The sequence below is a fragment of the Planococcus sp. VCh962 genome (assembly GCF_057748275.1).
The window spans coordinates 1-1,381 of sequence record NZ_JBYLHS010000021.1; the positions used below are offsets into that span (position 1 = coordinate 1).

General features: G+C 39.2%; 1 protein-coding gene. It reads right to left on the bottom strand.

What is annotated here, in order from left to right:
• Positions 1-469: 469 nt before the first annotated feature.
• The gene (locus AC3AQ9_RS20535; protein WP_488309334.1) at positions 470-1,153 is read right to left on the bottom strand and encodes a KinB-signaling pathway activation protein; all 684 of its coding nucleotides are present in this window, start codon (positions 1,151-1,153) and stop codon (positions 470-472) included.
• Between the last annotated feature and the right edge of the window lie 228 nt (positions 1,154-1,381).

Genomic DNA, 1,381 nt, shown 5'->3' on the forward strand with positions numbered 1-1,381 from the left:
TGAAAGATGCGCGAGTCGCTTTGATCTGGTAACCCTGATCAGTACGTTGCTTCGGCCGTTTTGCGCGGCCGTCGCTATTTGTTGACGTTTTGCTGTTCAGTTTTCAAGGTTCATTGTGTGTCGCCGTCTTTGTTTGTGTTGTTCGTTGTTGCTTGGCGACTTTTATTATATTAAAGCATGTTTATATTCCTGTCAACACATTTGAAAAAGTTTTTTCTAAAGTTCTTTTTTCTTTTTAGCTTTCTTTCGTTTACCCCTTCTAAAAGCCTGTCCTCATGCGTTTCCTCCACAAATTTATATACAATTTTGATGTGCTTTAATTCAATCCTTAAAAGCGATTATCATTTTTCTGAAATTTTATTCTTTATTCATTTTTTGCCATTGCTTTTGCTTATTGCCTTCTTTCCCATTTAGTAAACAATAAAAAAACCTTAAACTTCTCTATATAGAAAAAGTTTAAGGCATGGTTTTATTTTTTTGCTTTTGCTTGTGTTCCTGCTTTACGTGCCGCTCGTCTTTCTTCTAATCTCTGGCGATCGACATCTGACTGTGCATTATATTTCGGCAAAACTAATAATTGATAAGCATTGACTGCCAAGAACGGGAATAACAATAAAGTGACCCAGCTATCGATATTGCCTTCCTCTACCATCAATGCCGGAAGCCATTCAACCGTCGTGATGACAATCATGAAGAATAAAGCCGAGATAAACGTTTCTTTGTTCGTCCATTTCGCTTTAAAGTAAGCTGTTGTAAATGCGGTAATAAGCAGAATCGCTAACAGCACTCCATACAGCCAAACCTGTCCAACCGTTTCTGCATTCGGTGCAAACCGGAAAACGATTAAATCCAAAACCACTACCACAATAATTAAAACTTGGACCCAATTCCATAACCGCAGCGTTCGGAAAATATTCATCCCAATTTGGTGCACCGTCAAATAAGCGAAGAAGCACAATTGGCTGATAATGCTCATCGTCAGTCCAATAATAACCATCCAAACAAATCCGGCAATTACTTCTCCCCATTCTCCATTTGCTACTGGCTGGGAAAATATATCGTTCCAGCGGATGAATATCCCAAGGATACCGGTTACTCCTCCACCGATCAAAAGCGCTTTAAAGAAAAACTTAACCCAATTTCGTATTGTCACGTTAATGCCTCCATTGTTTGAAATCCTCTTAAGATTGTATCAACCCACAATAAAAAAATCCATCAGCCGCATGACTTTGATGTGAACAATGCTTGAAAGTCGTGACAATTTGTCAAATATCAAAGAAAAGCCCGAGAGTCGATTTCGACTTGGTAGTGACCCCTTAAAGTTAGAGTTTTCGTTATGCAGCTAATTGGCTGGCATGCGTCCGGTATTGCACCGGGCTCA